A 15,447-nucleotide genomic window follows, 5' to 3' on the forward strand; every position below is an offset into this window, starting at 1 on the left:
ACGCAGTGCGATTGCCGCATCTTCAAACCTCATCAGATTTTATCCCCTTTTTCAAATTCGATCGCAAGAATCGGATAGAACCTAGTTAAAAATATGTTTAAGCTAAAGTCATGTAGTTAAACTTTAATATTTATGCACGCATCAGCACCGCAAATTTTATCTCTTTCAGAAGAAACCCTTTGGCAAGCAATCCTGAACCGAGACACCAACTTTGATGGTAAATTATTCTACGGCGTGCGATCGACAAACATTTATTGCCGTCCAACCTGCCCCAGCCGCAGACCAAACCGCAGCCAAGTTACTTTTTTTAACTCACCTGAAGCCGCAGAAATTCAAGGTTTTCGTCCCTGCAAGCGCTGTCAGCCACAAAATGCGACTGTTGACAATCCCGCCAGAGACAAGGTAATTGCAGCCTGTCGTTATATCGAGGGAGAGTGCGATCGCATACCCACCTTATCAGAAATAGGCGATCGCGTCGCTATGAGTCCCACTCACCTACAGCGAATATTCAAACAAATAGTCGGAGTTTCCCCTTTTCAATATGCCGATTCCCTGCGAATTAAACGTTTAAAAGAACATCTCAGAGAGGGAGAAGAAATCGCACCCACCCTCTACGAAGTCGGCTACGGTTCTAGCAGCAGATTATATGAAAAAGCACCAAAACAACTCGGCATGACTCCTAATACTTATAAACGTCTCGGTTTCGGCGAACAAATACGTTATGCGATCGCTAATTCTCCTCTCGGTTTTGTAATTGTAGCTGCAACTAAGCGCGGAATTTGCAACATTCGCCTCGGAAATGATGCAGCAGAACTTGAAAGCGAATTGCAACGAGAATTCAGCAATGCTTCTCTGGAAAAAGCCGATTCAGAATTGTGTCAATGGATGCAATCTTTAATAGATTATCTTAGCGGTAATTTACCTCTACCGAATCTTCCCTGCGACGTGAAAGCTACAGCATTTCAATTGCAAGTTTGGAATGCTTTACAGGCAATTCCTGCTGGTAGAACTGTTACTTATAGTGACGTTGCTGATGCTATTGGACAGCCAAATTCTGTCCGCGCTGTGGCACGCGCTTGTGCGACAAATCCAGTTGCATTAGTTATTCCTTGTCATCGAGTTGTGCCCAAAGTTGGGGGAGTCGGAGGATATCGCTGGGGAAGTTTTCGGAAAGAGAAACTTATTGATTTAGAGAAAGAGTATGCGACAACTCCGACTCTAAATCTTAAGAATGAAAAAATAGAATAGTTAGCCGCTATCACCTATTCAAACCTCATCAGGATTTATACCCATTTCCCGCAATTTTGCCGCCAATTTTTCAGCACGTTGCTGTGCCGATTCTCGCTGCCTTTCCAACTCCACATAAGACAAAAACTTCTCTCCATCCGGTCGATAAATTTCCAACTCTCCCGATGAAATCTCAAACCTTACACCTAAACGCGGACTCACCCATCCCCCCATTGGCTCAATCTCGTTAAGTTCATTATCTGAACGCAACCACCCTGTTAAATCATTATTCTCAGGGTTGTAGAGATAGTATTCTTCCACTCCATAACGCTCATAAAACTTCAATTTCTTGAACATTTCTCCCATTCTATTACCAGGGGAAATAATCTCAAACACAACTTGCGGAGCAATATTATCTTCTTCCCACTGTCTATAAGAACCTCGATCGCCTTTTGGCCTACCAAAAACTACCATCACATCAGGTGCTTGGCGGATTTTATTATCTCCTTCGACAGGATACCACAGCAAATCCCCGGCAACAAAAACATTTTCAGCATCCTTGAATAAGGCATCTAAACCACCCTGAATTTTGATAATTAAGTGGAACTGCTTAGTATTATCTGCCATTAATTGTCCGTCACTATCTGGGTAAACAATATCTGGTTTATTTAGAGGTTGAACTGGTACAATCATTTGATATTTTCCTCCCAATGAGCCTCAATTTATATATTATATGACTTTCGCATGAAGGCAAAGAAACCGGGTTTTTTAGGAAAATATTTCGTGCAGCCTAGAAATTCGGTAAAAAACCCAGCTTATTTAGTTGAATGCGAAAGTCCCGAAAATACTAAACAACTTACTAGGCTGCGATTACTTGATTCCGCCCGTACCCTTTAGCCCGATATAATGCTCGATCGGCTCTGGCAAATAGCTCAACTATATCCTCGTCCGGTTGACGCAAGGCAACTCCAAATGAAGCAGTGACTTTGCCCACTTCCGGTATTTGTCGATCGGCGATCGCCAATCTCAAATGTTCCGCCATTTGTTTTAATTCCTTTTCATCATCTCCTGTCACCACAATTAAAAATTCTTCGCCACCCCAACGAATCAAAATATCTTTCTCTCTTAACCGATTCTGACAGGATTGAGCTATTACTTGTAGAACGCGATCGCCCATTAAATGACCATAATTATCATTGATTTGTTTGAAGCGATCTATATCGCACAAAATAATGCCGATCTGCTCCTCTGATTGATTTATTAAGTCTTGGAGTATCCTTTCTCCCGCACCTCGGTTAAATACACTGGTGAGAGCATCTTTTTCGGAAATTTCCATAAGATGAAAGCGCTCAAGATAAAGTTTATTGTTCGCATCTTGTAGTTGCGAATAAAATCGAATGAAGCATAGATTAATAGCCATAGCAGGGACAAGTGTAACGATTAAATCTATGCCTCTAGGTGTTTCTAATTCTGGGATATGAAATATTAAGTAAACAACCACTGGAGCGGCTATAATAAACCAAAGTAGGATTGTCAGCCGAACCAATCGACGAGGACGCAAGAAAATAATCATGCTGGTTGTGAGCAAAAAAAGTCCTGACGAAATCGGTGGTAAAGTATCAATCAACCGTTTTTCCTTGTCTAACCATGCCTCAATCACAAAAGAATATTCTGGAAAAATGATGATAAAGCTACTCCACGCTAAAAGAAGATTTATGACTCGGTAAATTTGCTGGGGATACTTAATGAGATAGATCAGAAGGTTCAAGCAGGTAATTGATGTAAGAGGAGGAATTACTAACGAAATTGTATGGGTTGTGCCTTCAAGTAAATGTAGAAATGTAATTAGTATTCCTCCTAAAACCATAAATACCAAGATGAAGATTATGGCTTTTCGCTTGAGGATTTCCATTGGATCGTTCGTTAGTAATGTCATGGCACTAAGTGGAAAGCTATAGTAGAAGCAAGAAGAAAAAGGAACAGGACTCAGAATACCTCTGATAGTGATATAGCGTTTTTCAGGTAGATGAGGTATGACTGATAATTGGTAATTGGTAATTGGTAATTGGTAATGGCTAATGGCTAATGGCTAATTGGTAATGGCTAATGGCTAATGGCTAATAGCTAATTACCCATCTCCCCTATCTTCCCCATCTTCCCCGCTCCCCCGCTCTCCCTCTTTCCCTAGCCCCTAGCCCCTTCTTCTATAATTGGTAATAGGTCTTATATTACTCTATCCGCTGCCGTAATATCTCCCTTACTTCCATTAAAATTAGCCCTAATTTATTCTTGCCGCTGCCATCTTTGCCACAACCCCAATAATAATCTATTGGTGAATTTTCGACAATTTCCTCATCACCTGTAGATAGCAAAACTTCGCGGATATTCGCATGAGTCTCAAATTTACACAGCACCGCCTTTCGCATAATATCATCTTTCACCTCTTCCCAATCTTGGCGAAGGGGACGTTTGCGCTCCCGCCCCATTTTCGCCGCATCCTTCGGTGTTTTCACCTGTCGAATTTGCTCAACATGAGGCGTACCTACAAACTTTTGAGCTTGAAAATAATGTTCGCTAGTTAGCCAATATACTCCTTCTAACTCAAATCCGTGAGCAGAAAAGTTAGAGAAACATCCGTAGGGTTCTTCGCGAGTGCTATAAAAGTAGATAGTCATAATATCTCCAATTTTCCAATTATAAACAGTGATACAATCGGTATTTGTAGCCAGCTATTTTAGGCTGAGATTGGGAATCAACTACACAATTTTGCCCTTTTTCATCCACCGAAGCAGTAAAATTTATTGTCCACAAATCCAAAGGTTTTGGCATTTGAGCTAACGTTTTATGCAGTGCATCCGTCGCTGTTTGAGAATCACCCTCTTTTTTTGCTAGCAGAAATTGAGGATAATTAAATTGAGAATTTGTACTCAGGGATGAACTAGATAAACGTTTAAACTCCCACGCTATCCCCATCATAGCTCTTGTTTCCGAGTGGCTTTTGCGAACCATTGCAATTAAAACGGGAACCTTTGGCGATGCTTCTTGTATTTTAACAATTTGCGTAACTAAAATGTCTGGGCGTTTCGATTTTTGAAAACCCAAATTTGCCACAACTGTCATGCTACCAAGCAAACCCATTAATAAGATAATTGTTACTGCTTTTTGTCCTCCTATTTTTAACACTAGAATTGGCAATTTAAAAACATTACTAAATTTATTGTTTGTTTCTAAATACCGCTCTTCCCAATAGATAGCTAGACTGACTGCAAACAAAATGATAACCGCAGGAAAGTAGACAAATTGATAACGAGCCGCTAGAGTTAAATCGGCACCCAAAATGTAAGTTATCCCTAAAAAGATGGAGATTGCAGCTAAGATAAACCCGCATAAAACTTGAGCAATCGAGCTGTTATCTGATTGATTTAATTTAATTTTGACACCTTGAATCAAAATTGGTAACGCAAAAAACATGAAAATCAATAATATCAAACCAGAGATAAGGATCGCCGATAAAGAGACTCCTTCCACTGGCAATAATGCCAGCATTGTCACCATCCACGCTAAAATTCTTGGTGCTGGTTCTAGCAGTTCAATCAGGTTTTTTCCCTCATAAATCCAGCGAGTCATTTCACTATCAGAAGCAGTCTCCAATGCGGGAACCCAAACCAAGCATCCCACCAATGTACCCGCAGCCACAGCATAAATTCGGAATAGAGAACTGGGAATTAGTAATTGAGGCTTAAGCGTTAAATTGTGAGTCGAAGCTAAATCTAATTTTTCCTGGCGATATGTCCTATTTTTAATCAAAATAACAGCTATTAAACTTAAACCTTCAGCAGCAACAACAAGAATAAAAAAGTAATGGGTGGCAATTCCTAAACAGTTAACTCCTACCCACGATAATCCTACCCAAATCGGCAATACAGTTCGCTCATTAATTGTTCTAGTTGCTATTGCTAAACAGCCCAAAGAAGCGATAATTAATAAAACTGGTAAAGTGTAGTGACGAGCTTCTTGAGCGATAAATATCCCGTAGGGAGAAACTGCCATCATTGCTGCTGCCATTTGAGCTATTAAGCGAGAGCGAAAAGCCACAAACCCAAAGCAAAAGATAGCTGGAATTGAGGCGACACCAAGAATTGCAGGAAGCGCTCTAGCGGCCCACAAAGAAACTAAACCCGCGTCGTTAGAAAATAGTTTCATCCACCAATGAGCCAATACAAAATAAACTGGAGGATGAGTGCTTTCTGTCATCAAATTGTGGATAACTGAGGTGATATTAGCTTCGGGATTTAGTTGTAATGGCTGCAATAGCGCATCAAGTGCGATCGCACTATCTAACGGTATCGTCTGCAAACTATTTCCCAAACTAAAAACTATGGTTGCTATCTCAATTGTTGAAGGTGGCTTTCCTGCTAAATTAGTAAAGCGCAAAACTGTGCCAATTGCTATCCATATTAGCAGCAGTAATGAATGAAACCAAGGTTTCTCACCATTGGCAATTTTTAGTTTTGAACTTTCGACAGTCATTGTTTATACACCCTCAACAATTAGCAACAAATCATTCTACCTATCTCGATCGTCAAGTACCTTAAACCGCAGATCGATATCTTGTATGTAGGAGCCTATGTAAGCAAGCAATGCGTAGATAAAAATCAGAACTCCTACCATTTCAAAAAGTTCTTCAGTAGTGGCTATTGTCCCATATATTAAGTTGCGCTGACCAGCTACATCTGCATAGTAGCCACCAACCATCTCCATAGCAAGAGCTCCGCCAATATAAAAGCCTGCCGCCAGTATAAATAAATACCGAATTTTCAGTGGAAGATGAAGCAGAAACTTGAAATAATTGAAGGCTGTTACCAATACAAAAATAGCACCAGGAATCACCCAAACGAAGTAAAATAATCCCCCAAGATGTAGCGCTTTTCGTAAATCTGGAATAATTAACAATTCATGGAAACTCAGGCTTTCATCTAAAGCAAAAAGCACAAACATAATTGATAAAGCTTTCCAGTGGGGAGAATAGCGATCGCCCTGTTTTTTCTTCGCAGAGGCAATTACTCCCAAGAGAATTCCACAAAAAAGTAACGTAAACGACTGATACCATGAGGGATAATTTAATTCTCGGTCAAGATTAAATAAATCCATCCATCGTTCGCGATAATTAAAGCCATAGCGAAGAACTTGCACCACTAAGCCAGCCACGCCGAAGAATAGCACCCAAATGCTCAGGGAAGCGGCGATTCTCCTTGGAGAGATAGAAATCTGGAATTTCATCAAAGTTCTGGTCGATTGACAAAGCAAAGTTAAACTATAAAATAAAAAGTTAAAAATGGGAAGGGAAAGGAACTAAATTAGTCTTGGCTTGCATCTCAAAACCACCAATCCTAAATCACAATGCACATTGACATTCAAACTTTCACTGTCCATAAACGGTTTGCTCTTACCATCAGTCGGGGTACAACTGCCCAAACTACGAATTTATGGTTGAGATTGGAGCATGAAGGCATCGAAGGTTGGGGGGAAGCTTCGCCTTTTTCTATAGGCAGTTACCCTCAAACTACAGAAAATCTTGTGGCGGCATTGCAGAAAATTGCGCCGCTGCTAGAGAAATTTACCCCTTTAGAGCGTCAACAAATTGAAGACATATTTAGGGAGGTTGAGTTACCTTCAGCAGCTTGTGCAGCAATAGATATGGCACTCCATGATTGGCTGGGCAAAAAAGTAGGATTGCCGCTATGGAAACTGTGGGGAATTGACCGATCGCGTATTGTACCAACTTCAGTTACAATTGGTATTAATTCGCCCGAAGGTGCTCGGCAGAGGGTGCGAGATTGGTTTGAAAAAGATGCCAGCTATCAAAACAGTATAAAGTATCGTGCTCTCAAAGTAAAATTAGGTAGTTCTGATGGCATAGAAGCAGATAGAGCGATGTTAATGGCGGTGCTAGATGAAGCACCTAAAAACATCCAAATTAGCATAGATGCTAATGGTGGATGGAATTTAACGGATGCCATTAAAATGTGTTTTTGGTTAGAAAAGTATGGAATAAAGTATGTAGAGCAGCCACTATCACCTATGGAAAATATTAAGGATTTTTTGGAGCTTTATCGTCAGTCACCACTGCCAATTTTTGCAGATGAAAGTTGCTTTAATAGTAGGGATATGCCTCGGTTAGCTAACTGCGTACATGGCATTAATATCAAAATGATGAAAGCGGGGGGATTAACTGAAGCAATGCGGATGATACACGCGGCTAAAGCTTATGGTTTACAAGTGATGTTTGGCTGCTATTCTGATAGTGTATTGGCAAACACAGCCGCCGCACAATTATCACCTTTAGCTGACTATCTTGACTTGGATAGTCATTTTAATTTAATAGACGATCCTTTCGCTGGTGCAGTCTTAGAAAATGGATGTTTGCTGCCCAATGATTTACCAGGACTGGGTGTTTCCCGAATTGATAATATATAATAGAAATAGCAAGTCAAATCTTAGGAGGGAGAGATGTCAATTGAAGTAACTTCAAAATTCATCTCAGAAGCTGAAATATTTGAGGCATTTTGTGAAGAACACAAGCCACCGACCGATTTAATTTTTGATGACGGAGAACCCTTGGAAACGAAACGCCACCGCATTGCTATGAATGTCCTCATTCGGTCATTAGAACACGCTTGGAATGACCGCAATGACTTTTTTACTGGCGGCAATATGTTCATTTATTACAGCAGAATTCAGGTGCGAAATCGGGACTTTAGAGGCCCTGATTTTTTTGCTGTTTTAGGTGTTGATGGCACTACTTCGAGACAAGGTTGGGTAGTTTGGGATGAAGAAGGTCGTTATCCAGATGTGATTGTAGAACTAATGTCACCTTCGACTGCCAATATAGATACGGGAGTCAAAAAGGATCTTTATGAGCAAGTTTTCAGGACTCCTGATTATTTTGTGTTTAATCCTTTTGACCCAAATTCTCTGCAAGGGTGGCGATTAAATGGGAGCTTAAAATATCAAGAATTAGAGCGAAATCAACAGGGTTGGCTATGGTGTCAAAGGTTAGGTATGTGGTTAGGAACATGGGGGGGAACTGTTGAGCGAGAAACGACTGTTTGGTTGCGTTTTTATGATGAATCTGGCAATCTTATTTTGTTGCCAGAAGAAGCTGCTCAGCAACAAGCTGATGCTGCTCAGCAACAAGCTGATGCTGCTCGACAACAAGCTGATGCTGCTCGACAACAAGTCGAACAAGAACGCCTACGGGCCGATCGGTTAGCTGCTAAATTACGAGAATTGGGTATAGATCCCAAGGATTTAACTGAGTAAGAATGAGTGATGATGTCGCTGTCATAAACAGCGGCATCCTTGACTTACCAAAAATGTATTTAATCTAAAGAAATATCAACATCAGAGGTAAATTATGATTCCTAAAGATCCTACTTATAAAATTAATAATGGTAAAGTTGCTATCCTATTACACCAGGGAATTATTGGTAAGTTTGGCAAAACTGGCTTAGCATTTTTACGCTACAGCGAAGCCTCAGTTGTGGCTGCAATTGACTCTGAATGTGCCGGACAATCTTTCTGTGAATTAACGGGAATTTCCAGAGAAGTGCCGATAGTTGCTTCGGTGTCAGAAGCTTTATCTTATTCGCCAGATATTCTGTTAATTGGGATTGCTCCTTCTGGGGGTGTTTTACCAACAGAATGGTTAGAGGAAATTAATCGAGCAATTGCTGCGGGTTTGTCAGTGGTAAATGGTTTACATACTCAGCTTGCACCACTGATTAAAATACCTTTAAAAGACGATCAATGGATTTGGGATGTGCGTCAAGAACCGCAAAAAGTAGGCGCGATCGCATCTGCTAAAGCTGCCGATCTCAATTGCCGCCGCGTATTGACAGTGGGTACGGATATGAGTGTCGGTAAAATGTCTACGAGTTTGGAACTGCATCGCACTTGCTTAAAACGTGGCTTACGTTCCAAGTTTTTAGCAACTGGACAAGCTGGTTTAATGATTGCTGGTGATGGTATTCCCTTGGATGCCGTGCGGGTGGATTTTGCGGCGGGTGCAGTTGAGCAAATGGTGGTAGAATTTGGGTGCGATCGCGACATCCTACACATCGAGGGTCAAGGTTCTCTGCTACATCCGGGCTCAACAGCTACATTGCCCCTACTACGAGGTTCTCAGCCTACTCACTTAGTGCTAGCGCATCGAGCTGGACAAACTCACATCCGCCATCATCCCCGCATACTAATTGGATCGCTATCCAAAGTTGTGGAATTATACGAGATGGTATCACAGGCGGCGGGTGCTTTTGTGGGGGCGAAAGTAAGTGCGATCGCGCTTAATACTCACCATCTGGAGGAAACTGCGGCGAGATTAGCAATAGCAGAAATTCAAGCAGAAACGGGATTACCCTGTACAGATCCCGTGCGATTTGGGGCCGATGTATTGTTAGGCGCGATCGCAGACTAGAATATAATTAATCACCACTCATAATCACTTACCCAAGCGTGAATAAAAGTTCTTTCTCCTTACCAGCAGAGTGCATTATTCGCGCCGCCTCTGCTAAAGATATATGGTCAATTCGGAAATTAGTGCTGAGTGCAAAACTCGACCCAACTCAGTTGCGCTGGCAGCAATTTTGGGCGATCGAATGCGAGGGGAATTTGGTAGCTTGCGGACAGTTACGCAACTTTTCCGGGGTACAAGAATTAGGCAGTTTAGTAGTAGCTAAAAGTTGGCGCAGTCGCGGGTTAGGAACTTATTTGACAACATATTTGATTCAACAAGCAACTCAACCGCTTTATTTAGAATGTTTGGGAAAGCGACTAGAAAATTTTTACGTTCGATTTGGTTTTGTACCGATTTCCTGGGAAGAAGTACCACAGTCTCTAAAATTCAAGTTTGGTGTTTCCCAATTAGCAAAAAATTTATTGAGAGTACCTGTAGTAATTATGCAGTATCGAGGGCTTCCAGAATGAGTCAAATCCTAACTATCGCGCCACAGTATCAAATTGCTTCTATAAAGACAACTATATTGTACTTTATATTATAACTGACTTAAACTGTGCTTAAATAAATTTATCAACTTATTAACTATCTTCAAACCAGTGAACTTCCAATCAGTCATTGCCACTTTACATAAATTCTGGAGCGATCGCGGCTGCTTAATCGCGCAACCCTACGACATCGAAAAAGGCGCAGGAACCATGAGCCCTCACACCTTTTTAAGAGCCATTGGCCCCGAACCTTGGTCAGTCGCCTATGTCGAACCCTGTCGTCGGCCCACAGATGGACGCTATGGCGAAAATCCCAATCGTTTCCAACATTACTATCAATATCAAGTCATAATTAAGCCATCTCCTAATAACATTCAGGAAGTCTATCTAGACTCCCTTAGAGCATTAGGAATCCGCCCCGAAGACCACGACATCCGCTTTGTTGAAGATAACTGGGAATCTCCGACATTAGGCGCTTGGGGTGTAGGTTGGGAAGTCTGGTTAGATGGCATGGAAATCACCCAATTTACATACTTTCAACAGTGCGGTAGCATTGACTGTCGCCCCGTTTCAATTGAGATTACCTATGGGTTAGAACGGCTCTCTATGTATCTGCAAGAAGTTAATGCTATTACAGATATTCAATGGACAGATAGCGTAACTTATGGCGACGTTCACCTTCAGGGAGAAGTCGAACACTGTACCTATAACTTTGAAGCATCGAACCCGGAATTGCTGTTTACTCTGTTTGGTCTTTACGAGCAAGAAGCAGAACAATTAACGCAGAAAGGGTTAGTTTTACCCAGCCTAGATTACGTGCTAAAATGTTCTCATACTTTCAATTTACTTGATGCCAGAGGCGTGATTGCCGTCACGGAGCGCACCCGCTATATCGGTAAAATTCGCAATTTGGCACGGCGCGTGGCTCAGCTTTATTTAGAACAGCGAGAAAAACTAGGTTTTCCCCTGGATAAACTAGCAAAAGTCTAAGCGCTATGCTGTTAACAAAATCCACAATAGTTGCAATAATTGTAAGAGCATGACTGAAACATTAACTGACATAGGTCTGCCTACCCAATTTCCAGATCATACTCAATTGCCGGAGTCTGACGGTACTTTTGTGAAAAACTTTCAAGAGCATCCCCAGAGCATAATTCTCACTGATTCTATCGGCCCTATTTTGCAGCGGCGACATCCCGATGGTAATTACTGCATTGGACAAGATTCTGGCATTTATTGGCGACAAACTGAACCGCCAGAACAAGGTGCAGAAGCACCTGACTGGTTCTATGTACCGAACGTTTCTGCCCGTCCCGAAAAAGGAAAATATCGCCGTTCTTATGTGTTGTGGCGAGAACACTTAGCACCTTTAATTGCTTTGGAATTTGCCAGCGGTAATGGAGAGGAAGAACGCGATGCAACTCCGCTTTTGATGAGTGATGAAGGGGAGGTGCAAAAACCTGGTAAGTTTTGGGTTTACGAGCAGATAATTCGCATTCCCTACTATGGCATCTATGAAATGAAGAATGATAAATTAGAGGTTTATCATCTCGTAGATTTTTCCTATCAAAAGCTAGAGCCAAATGCACGGGGTCACTATCCTATTTCTCCTTTAGAAGTGGAGTTGGGACTCTGGCAGGGAAGTTATCAGAATCAAACTCAAATTTGGCTGCGCTGGTGGGATAGTGAGGGGAATTTGTTACTAATTGGTGACGAAAGAGCCGAACTTGAAAAATATCGGGGAGAACAGGAACGTTTGCGAGCGGAAGAGGAACGTTTGCGAGCGGAAAAGGCGGAGCAAAAAGCAGCGCGACTGGCAGAGCGATTGCGAGCAATGGGTATCGATCCTGATGCAGAAGATGTTGATTAAAATAAACCATAGGACTTACCTATCAACAACGTAACGCCGCCCTCTGGTCGGTAAGAATACCATCCAGAGGCCGACTTTACAAAAGTCCTAAACTGCTTGAACTAATAGACCATTAGCTGTAAAATATTCCCGAACAGCTAAATTAGTGAGTGTCGAGCAAATCGTGAATCTGAGTGAACTTTTAGAACCGATAGCCAGCCAGTTCCGCAGTCTAGGAATTCCTGAACCCGTTACCCATTGGGGACATCCTCTCATGATGGGTATCGTTGTTTTTGTTATGGGTAGTTATGTCGGATTTTCGGGATGGCGAGGAAGATTGGTTGCTGATAAAGATGTGGCGATTAAAAGCCGTTCCGATCACCGCAAACTTGCACCTTGGATGTTTTTGTTCATGGCTTTAGGCTATACTGGCGGTTTGCTTTCGCTGGTGATGCAGCATCAGCCAGTAATGGAAAGCCCCCATTTTTGGACGGGTTCAGTTGTGCTGATTTTACTAGCTATTAATGCCGTGATTTCTTTAACAAATTTCGGCGGAAATCAAGTAACTCTCCGTGCTGTTCATGCTTATTTAGGAACTACGGCGCTTGCTCTTATGTTAGTCCATGCAGCATTTGGTTTAAATCTCGGTTTGTCTATTTAGTTTGTTAATTGTTAGTTGTTGGTTGTTAGTTGTTGGTTGCCGAGTTCAACTAACCACTAACAATTACCAATTACCAAAGAAGGGGCTAGGGGCTAGGGGCTAGAGACTAGGGAAAGAGGAAGAGAGGAAGAGAGGGGGAGGATGGGGGAGATGGGGGAGATGGGTAATTACCAATTACCAATTACCAATTACCAATTACCAATTACCAATTACCAATTAGATGAATCAAACAGTCGGTGTTATTATATGTTTAGCCTACATCTTGGGGTTACTGTTTACAGCAATTCCCTGGGGTGGCTTCTTGATGCTAGCTTGGGGCTTAGCGGCAACTTTCGCTGTGCCTAAATTATTGCGAAATTATTATCAAAATTCAAGCAAAAAACAAAAAACTAAAGGCAAAACAGATAATCCGCCCTCATTATTAATCTTTCCTAAATGGCTGTGGTTGATAGCAGGAATTGTCGGATTTCTAGCTAGCATTTATTTACAAGTGCGATCGCCACAACCTGCAACCGACGACATCAGTAATTTAATTCCTGCTAATGGTAGCGCTGAAGAGGTAGTCGTTACTATTCGCGGTACAGTTGCCAGCACCCCCCGCCTGACTCGCTCCGGGCGATCGCAATTCTGGCTAGAAACCACTCAAGTCAGCGAAATCAACGGTAGCAAAGGAGCCGCAGAGGTAAATCGCCCCGCCAGCGGCCAACTCTACGTTACAGTGCCTTTGCTTCAGACAACAGGCGTTTACCCTGGAGATGCGATCGAAGTCACGGGAGCTCTATACAAACCCCAACCGCCATCGAATCCGGGAGCTTTTGATTTTCGAGCATATTTAGCAAGAGAAGGGGCTTTTGCGGGCCTTAAAGGGCGACAAACGATCGCGATCGCACAAACCCAAAGTAAGTGGGGATGGTGGGCTTTACGGCAGCGAATCGTGCGATCGCAGCTACTCCATCTAGGCGTACCCGAAGGCCCTCTAGTCAGCGCGATCGCCCTCGGCAAACAAGCAGTAGATTTAGCTTACGACATCCGCGACTATTTCGTACAAGTTGGGTTAGCCCACGCGATCGCCGCCTCTGGTACTCAAGTCTCTATGGTTTTGGCTTTGGTACTGAGTTTAACCAGGCGTTTTTCCAAACAAATACAATTTAGTTGTGGTGTTGGCGCTTTACTTTTGTTAGTGGGATTAACAGGCTTAGAACCTTCAGTAAGTCGTGCTGCTTTAATGGGTTTTGGAACTTTATTAGCCTTGGTAATTCAAAGGCAAGTAAAACCCATCGGTTTGTTATTATTAGCTGCTACAATTTTACTATTAATCAATCCGCTCTGGATTTGGGATTTAGGCTTTCAACTAAGTTTTTTAGCAACCTTGGGATTATTAGTTACTGCTCCGGCAATCATGAAATGGTTGGATTGGCTACCGCCTGCTATCGCTTCTATAATTGCCGTTCCTATCGCCTGCTCAATTTGGGTATTACCCCTACAACTTTATATTTTTAATGTTGTATCACCTTACAGCATTTTAGTCAATATTATTGCCGCTCCTTTGCTGTGGATAGTTAGTATTGGCGGCATGATTAGCGCTTTAGCCGCATTAATTTGGCCGCCAGCCGGAAGTGCTTTAGCTTCATTGCTGCACTATCCAGCTAAAGGGTTAATTGAGGTTGCTCAATATTTCTCCCAATTACCCGGAAACTCGGTAGCAGTAGGCACTCTGTCAGAATTACAGTTGATAGCACTCTATGGAATAATAGGCTTAGTTTGGTTTTTTGGAAGCAGGAAAGAAGCAGAAAAGAAGCAGGAAAAAGGAAGAAGGAAGAAGAGAAGAGGAAAGAAGGAAGAAGAAGAGAAAATCTCCCCCGCTCCCCCGCTCCCCCGCTCCCCCGCTCCCCTGCTTCTACCTTTGGCTATCCTGGCGGCTATTGGGATAGTAATTCTTCCTACTTGGCAAACTCAGGCATCTCTATTTCAAGCAACAGTGTTAGCGACATCTGGAGAACCTGTTTTAGTGATTCAAGATCGGGGACAAGTCACCCTAATTAACAGCGGTGATGAAAATACAGTAAGATTTACATTGCTGCCATTTTTGCAGCAACAAGGTATTAATCAAGTTAATTTCGCGATCGCAGCTAATTCCCATTTAGGTTTGAGCAGCGGTTGGTCAAAATTAATCGAACGTTTGCCGATTAAAACATTTTATGATAATCCAGCTCCCCAAGAAACTTATTACACAACTAATCAGCCATTTCTGAGTGCTATACAAAATCGTCAAGGAGTTTACTTACCTTTACAAATTAATCATAAAATTAACATCGGTTCCGCAGAATTGCAGTTACTCAATGCTGAAGCACCCGTGATAGAATTAGTAATTAATGGACAAACGTGGTTATTAGTAGGAGACATCGAGGCCGAACCTCAAAAAAGATTAGTTGCAACCGGAAACTTAAAGCCAGCTCAAGTGCTTTGGTGGTCGGGAGAAACGCTGACTGCTGAGTTATTGCAGGCGATAAAACCGCAAGTTGCGATCGCATCCGCCAATTCCCTCGATTCAGACGCAGCAACACGGTTACACCAAGCTAATACCAAAATATTCTGGACAGGACGAGATGGTGCTCTCGTTTGGACACCAGCACAGGGTTTTAAGACTACCTTGGACTCTGACGGCGCAGACGCATCCTTACTTTGAGCAAGGGATTAGGAAGTTAAC

At 42.3% G+C, this 15,447-nt stretch carries 14 protein-coding genes; 9 read left to right on the plus strand and 5 right to left on the minus strand.

The features are described 5' to 3' along the window. The first annotated feature begins 132 nt into the window (after positions 1–132). The gene (ada, locus tag OSCIL6407_RS0101005) at positions 133–1,248 is read left to right on the plus strand and encodes a bifunctional DNA-binding transcriptional regulator/O6-methylguanine-DNA methyltransferase Ada (RefSeq protein WP_007356674.1); all 1,116 of its coding nucleotides are present in this window, start codon (positions 133–135) and stop codon (positions 1,246–1,248) included. An 18-nt stretch (positions 1,249–1,266) separates the two neighbouring features. Here the strand turns inward: ada and OSCIL6407_RS0101010 are convergent, their stop codons facing one another. The 5 genes from OSCIL6407_RS0101010 to OSCIL6407_RS0101030 all read right to left on the minus strand — a co-directional run bounded on the left by OSCIL6407_RS0101010 (position 1,267) and on the right by OSCIL6407_RS0101030 (position 6,507). Then, positions 1,267–1,920 (minus strand): Uma2 family endonuclease, encoded by a 654-nt coding sequence (locus tag OSCIL6407_RS0101010; RefSeq protein WP_007356675.1) that lies wholly within the window; start codon positions 1,918–1,920, stop codon positions 1,267–1,269. Between the two features lie 166 nt (positions 1,921–2,086). Continuing rightward, on the minus strand, positions 2,087–3,163 hold the full coding sequence (locus OSCIL6407_RS0101015; RefSeq protein WP_007356676.1) for a GGDEF domain-containing protein: 1,077 nt from the start codon (positions 3,161–3,163) through the stop codon (positions 2,087–2,089). 292 nt (positions 3,164–3,455) lie between these two features. Further along, complete coding sequence (locus OSCIL6407_RS0101020; protein WP_007358424.1) at positions 3,456–3,902, minus strand: NADAR family protein; 447 nt, start codon at positions 3,900–3,902, stop codon at positions 3,456–3,458. A gap of 19 nt (positions 3,903–3,921) precedes the next feature. Then, the gene (locus OSCIL6407_RS0101025) at positions 3,922–5,757 is read right to left on the minus strand and encodes a glycosyltransferase family 39 protein (protein WP_007358425.1); all 1,836 of its coding nucleotides are present in this window, start codon (positions 5,755–5,757) and stop codon (positions 3,922–3,924) included. Between the two features lie 36 nt (positions 5,758–5,793). Beyond that, positions 5,794–6,507: a hypothetical protein gene (locus OSCIL6407_RS0101030; protein WP_026103612.1), complete on the minus strand. Its 714-nt coding sequence runs from the start codon at positions 6,505–6,507 to the stop codon at positions 5,794–5,796. 120 nt (positions 6,508–6,627) lie between these two features. Here OSCIL6407_RS0101030 and OSCIL6407_RS0101035 point away from each other — a divergent pair, with 120 nt between their 5' ends. From OSCIL6407_RS0101035 to OSCIL6407_RS0101070, 8 genes are all read left to right on the plus strand, one after another. Then, the gene (locus OSCIL6407_RS0101035) at positions 6,628–7,704 is read left to right on the plus strand and encodes a mandelate racemase/muconate lactonizing enzyme family protein (protein WP_007358427.1); all 1,077 of its coding nucleotides are present in this window, start codon (positions 6,628–6,630) and stop codon (positions 7,702–7,704) included. Positions 7,705–7,737: 33 nt separating this feature from the next. Further along, positions 7,738–8,550: a Uma2 family endonuclease gene (locus OSCIL6407_RS0101040; RefSeq protein WP_007358428.1), complete on the plus strand. Its 813-nt coding sequence runs from the start codon at positions 7,738–7,740 to the stop codon at positions 8,548–8,550. A gap of 94 nt (positions 8,551–8,644) precedes the next feature. After that, positions 8,645–9,703, plus strand: coding sequence for a DUF1611 domain-containing protein (locus tag OSCIL6407_RS0101045; RefSeq protein ID WP_007358429.1), 1,059 nt, complete (start codon positions 8,645–8,647; stop codon positions 9,701–9,703). Positions 9,704–9,741: 38 nt separating this feature from the next. Next, positions 9,742–10,212: a GNAT family N-acetyltransferase gene (locus OSCIL6407_RS0101050; RefSeq protein ID WP_007358430.1), complete on the plus strand. Its 471-nt coding sequence runs from the start codon at positions 9,742–9,744 to the stop codon at positions 10,210–10,212. Positions 10,213–10,341: 129 nt separating this feature from the next. Beyond that, entirely contained in the window at positions 10,342–11,220 is an 879-nt protein-coding gene (gene glyQ, locus OSCIL6407_RS0101055; protein WP_007358431.1) for a glycine--tRNA ligase subunit alpha, read from the plus strand. A gap of 49 nt (positions 11,221–11,269) precedes the next feature. Further along, a complete protein-coding gene (locus OSCIL6407_RS0101060; protein WP_007358432.1) occupies positions 11,270–12,100 on the plus strand; it encodes a Uma2 family endonuclease in 831 nt (276 codons plus the stop codon). A gap of 145 nt (positions 12,101–12,245) precedes the next feature. Beyond that, entirely contained in the window at positions 12,246–12,740 is a 495-nt protein-coding gene (locus OSCIL6407_RS0101065; protein WP_007358433.1) for a DUF4079 domain-containing protein, read from the plus strand. Between the two features lie 220 nt (positions 12,741–12,960). Next, positions 12,961–15,426 carry a ComEC/Rec2 family competence protein gene (locus tag OSCIL6407_RS0101070; protein ID WP_007358434.1) on the plus strand — a complete coding sequence of 822 codons (2,466 nt, stop codon included), beginning with the start codon at positions 12,961–12,963 and terminating at the stop codon, positions 15,424–15,426. Positions 15,427–15,447 lie beyond the last annotated feature (21 nt).

It is taken from the genome of Kamptonema formosum PCC 6407 (genome assembly GCF_000332155.1).
Taxonomy (GTDB): domain Bacteria; phylum Cyanobacteriota; class Cyanobacteriia; order Cyanobacteriales; family Microcoleaceae; genus Kamptonema; species Kamptonema formosum.